The organism is Aestuariivirga sp., assembly GCF_046093005.1.
GTDB lineage: Bacteria > Pseudomonadota > Alphaproteobacteria > Rhizobiales > Aestuariivirgaceae > Aestuariivirga.
Window position 1 is genome coordinate 1 of sequence record NZ_JBJTER010000032.1, and the last position, 3,401, is coordinate 3,401.

6 protein-coding genes and 2 pseudogenes are annotated in these 3,401 nt (G+C 61.2%); 6 read left to right on the forward strand and 2 right to left on the reverse strand.

The window, feature by feature from the left end; genetic code table 11:
- Positions 1–834 (reverse strand): hypothetical protein (locus ACKOED_RS02735; protein WP_408915045.1); only part of this gene is annotated, 834 nt, incomplete at its 3' end.
- On the reverse strand, positions 827–1,060 hold the full coding sequence (locus ACKOED_RS02740) for a DUF6471 domain-containing protein (protein WP_408915046.1): 234 nt from the start codon (positions 1,058–1,060) through the stop codon (positions 827–829). The genes ACKOED_RS02735 and ACKOED_RS02740, both read right to left, overlap by 8 nt.
- A 102-nt stretch (positions 1,061–1,162) precedes the next feature.
- Here ACKOED_RS02740 and ACKOED_RS02745 point away from each other — a divergent pair.
- From ACKOED_RS02745 to ACKOED_RS02770, 6 genes and pseudogenes are all read left to right on the forward strand, one after another.
- A pseudogene (locus ACKOED_RS02745) lies at positions 1,163–1,495 on the forward strand (transposase); the annotation flags it as partial.
- Positions 1,495–1,689 (forward strand): annotated as a pseudogene (locus ACKOED_RS02750) (transposase); the annotation flags it as partial. The pseudogenes ACKOED_RS02745 and ACKOED_RS02750, both read left to right, overlap by 1 nt.
- A gap of 226 nt (positions 1,690–1,915) precedes the next feature.
- Complete coding sequence (locus ACKOED_RS02755; RefSeq protein WP_408915047.1) at positions 1,916–2,233, forward strand: hypothetical protein; 318 nt, start codon at positions 1,916–1,918, stop codon at positions 2,231–2,233.
- A complete protein-coding gene (locus ACKOED_RS02760; protein WP_408915048.1) occupies positions 2,233–2,385 on the forward strand; it encodes a hypothetical protein in 153 nt (50 codons plus the stop codon). The genes ACKOED_RS02755 and ACKOED_RS02760 overlap by 1 nt, the downstream gene beginning before the upstream one ends.
- Complete coding sequence (locus ACKOED_RS02765; protein ID WP_408915049.1) at positions 2,382–2,822, forward strand: hypothetical protein; 441 nt, start codon at positions 2,382–2,384, stop codon at positions 2,820–2,822. Before ACKOED_RS02760 ends, ACKOED_RS02765 begins: the two co-directional genes overlap by 4 nt.
- A 13-nt stretch (positions 2,823–2,835) precedes the next feature.
- On the forward strand, positions 2,836–3,401 hold a 566-nt coding region (locus ACKOED_RS02770), incomplete at its 3' end, for a hypothetical protein (RefSeq protein WP_408915050.1).

Genomic DNA, 3,401 nt, shown 5'->3' on the forward strand with positions numbered 1-3,401 from the left:
CGGTATTGCTTGGTGGATGTTGAAAACTGTGTAAGCTCGTGGTTCTTCATTTACATACTGTACAATCACATCAACGACAAACGTGCTCGTTAATGGGTTTACGTCCTTGGTCATCTGTTCTTTCAATCGGCCAAATCCACCTTTAAAATAGACCGGCAAGGGCTTGTCCACCACTTCGGGAATTATTCCTCTATCGCCGGTGCGGCCCGCCTCTTTGCCCGGCGATCGGTTGGCTTGCTGCATGAACAACATCACTTCACGCTGCGTCATCTGCTTCGGTGCATCATGATCTTTGAGAGGAAAAAGCGGCGGATGCATAACATGATTATCTATGTTGATAGCTGCACGGTTTAGCTCTGCTTCATCAAACTCGTATTCTACAACTGTTTCCCTCTCGGTCTTGCGATAACGCGCATGTTTAACCCCTAGTTCAGCGCCTTTCTTGCCAAGAAGGGGCTTCACAAACTCGCGCAGGTCACGAGCATCGTCATCGCTGGGCGGTTCCAAGCGTGGTGATTCCGTTGCAGGCGTAGAAAATGCCTTGATGCCGCGCCAAATTCGGTTGGTAAAATCAGCGACAATTTGGGTTCCATCCATCGCCGCAATAGCCCCCATGATTATGGCATACGGCGCAACCTCCATAATGACGGAGCCGGTTTCCAGTTTTGTAACATAGAGCTTTGGAGCAGATTCCCCGTTGGGCCGATAGTGCCGCTCATAGATGCGAGCAAGCGCCGCAAAGCTCTCGGACAAGTCGCCAAGTTCTATTGGCTGACCTGGGTCCAGCTCGATCACAATTCTGTCGCCATCCTGTCGGCTCACAAGATCAACCATCGCTGAGCTTCACTTCCTTTGCCCCCATGGCGGCTAGGCATTGAACGAAAAACGCTGCGCTGAACGTACCCCGCGCCAACTTGTTTCGGATGTTCGGCTCGGATTCAGACACACCTATCTCGGTCAGCTTTTCGGAAAGTTGTTTGTAGGTCAAGTTGCGCTTCGTCAGCTCGACCTTGAGCAGGGTTTGCACCCGGCGCTCCCATTCAGGAAGCTCTTTCGTCATGTAATTCCTAAGCGGCTTATGCATCATATAAGATATGTTTACCACTCGACTATTACGTAGTCTAGCATCACATATGATGCATACGTAGCGGACATGATGCACATGAGCCAACACTTCCTCCTTTCAGCAGCCGCCCGCACCTTGAGCCTCAAAGAAATCTATCGCGGCGGCGAGGACAAGGCTTACACCATGTTCCGCGAGCTCCGCTGGCACAAGACGGAAGGCGCTCCAGTCTGCCCCCGTTGCGGCGGTATTGACGCTTATGAGATAACCACGCGCCGCAAGTTCAAGTGCAAGGCGTGCTCTCACCAGTTTTCGGTCACGTCCGGCACGATCTTCGCGTCCCGCAAGATGGCCTTCTCCGACATGCTGGCCGCGATCTGCATCACGGTAAATGCCGCCAAAGGCATCTCCATGCTCCAGCTGGCCCGCGATTGGAGCGCTTCATGCGGGAGATACGGCGTCGGACACGTGTGGTTGGAGCTTTCCCGGACGGGCAATCCTGCCTCAATCTTGCGGCAGCCCGGCTGCGGCACATAGCGGGGACCCAGTGGTCAACGAAACGGTACATGAACATGCGGCCTCTGTTTCAGGCCGACGAAAACCAAACCGAAGCCGCCGTGGCTTGAAAAAATGTGCGAAAGAATCTGGACACTACCCGCCGCCGCATGCGGCGGGGAAGGGTGAGTGCCTTGCACAGACATGGCCTCGCGAGGCCTGGCTGCGGGCCGTCGATGCGGCGCCCCACGGGCCCAGCCAGGCAGCACGAAGGCAGGGTAAGGCACTTGTACCTCTTTTTCTCTTGACGCGGTATTAGTGCCGTCATAATCTTCCGGCATCACCACGGAGATGCCCATGCCTGCCGCACCAGACGAAGCCCGGTTTGTCATCCACTGCAAGCTCCCCCTTTGCATCCGCAAGCCCGAGCCCGTGCGCGGCTGGACCCTCGCACATGCCGCCGACATCGACGCCACGCTGACCGTCCGCTGCCGGCCGGTCGGGGGCCGTCCGCACGGCTGGGAACCCACCCACGCCAGAATCGGCGGCGTCATCTTCACCAGGGACAGCGACACCATCGCCTGGGCCCTGATCGAGCGGGCCGTCAGGACCGGCTTCGACGTCATCGACAGCCTGGTCCAGCAGCGGATCCGTGACTTCGCGGAGGCCGCGTGATGGACAATTCGACGGCTTCATCAGTCCTGGCTCTCCGGGAAGCCAGGCGCTTCGATGGCTGTGACATCGCGGAGGGACCCGGGAGCCACGAGGCCGCGCGCATCATCCACGCCGGCCGCGAGGCGCGGCGGAAGGCAGCGGTGGCGGCATGATCGCCACACTCGCCAGACAGGGCCCGTCCTTCGTCGTGCCCATGCGGCGGCCGACGCCCATGGCGGTGCTTCATGCCTGGCACAGGGCGGCGCTGCGCGGCCTCCAGCCCGTCAATGACGGCACGCCGCGGTGCGGCTGGTACAAGCGCCGCCTCGTCCGGGGCGGGGTCTTCGTCCCGGCCCGCATCTGGATGGTCCAGGACATCTGCCCCGAAACCGGCGAGCTTCTCTCCGACGAGGTCCTCCGCTGCGAGGTCAATGGTCTTGCCGCCGATCCGGAAGAGGCATGGGCCTGGGTCTCGGGCCATCCGGTGACGGAGCAGGAATTCCGCTACCTCGCCGCCCGCATCGCCTTCGCGGTCCGGCATGAGCCCCACGATCCTTTCGCCATGCCGTCCCGGCCCATCGACATCAACCGCACCCCCGTCATGTTCTGAGGAGCGCTTCCCCATGTCCGGTACAATGTCCGGTACAATGCCCGACGCCCTGGCCGAACTGATCGGCCATAATTCCCCTCCCCCCGACCTCCTTCTGGGCGGGGCCCTGCGCGACAGGCTGGCGGAAGAGAACGGCCAGCTGATCGCCCGCCGCGACGAACTCCTCGCCGCCGCCGCGCGCATTCCGGCGATCGACAGCGACGATGTCGCCGGCCGCGTGTCGGACTATATCAAGCAGCTGACCGCTCTTACCAAGGCGGCGGAGTCGAAGAGGACCGATGCCAAGGAGCCCTATCTTGAGGGCGGGCGCAATATCGACGGCTTCTTCCGGGCCATCACGGACCCGGTCGCAAAGGCCAAGACCGCCATCGAGCGCCGCCTGACGGACTATCTCCGCGAGAAGGAAGCCCGGGCCCGCCGCGAACGCGAGGAGCGGGAGCGACTTGCCCGCCAGGCGGCCGAAACGGCCCGCCGTGAGGCCGAAGCGAAGGCCCGGGCCCTGACGGACGAGCCGAGCCTGGAGGCCGCCATCGCGGCCCAGAAGGCCGCCGAGACGGCCAGCGCCGACCTCGTGAAGGC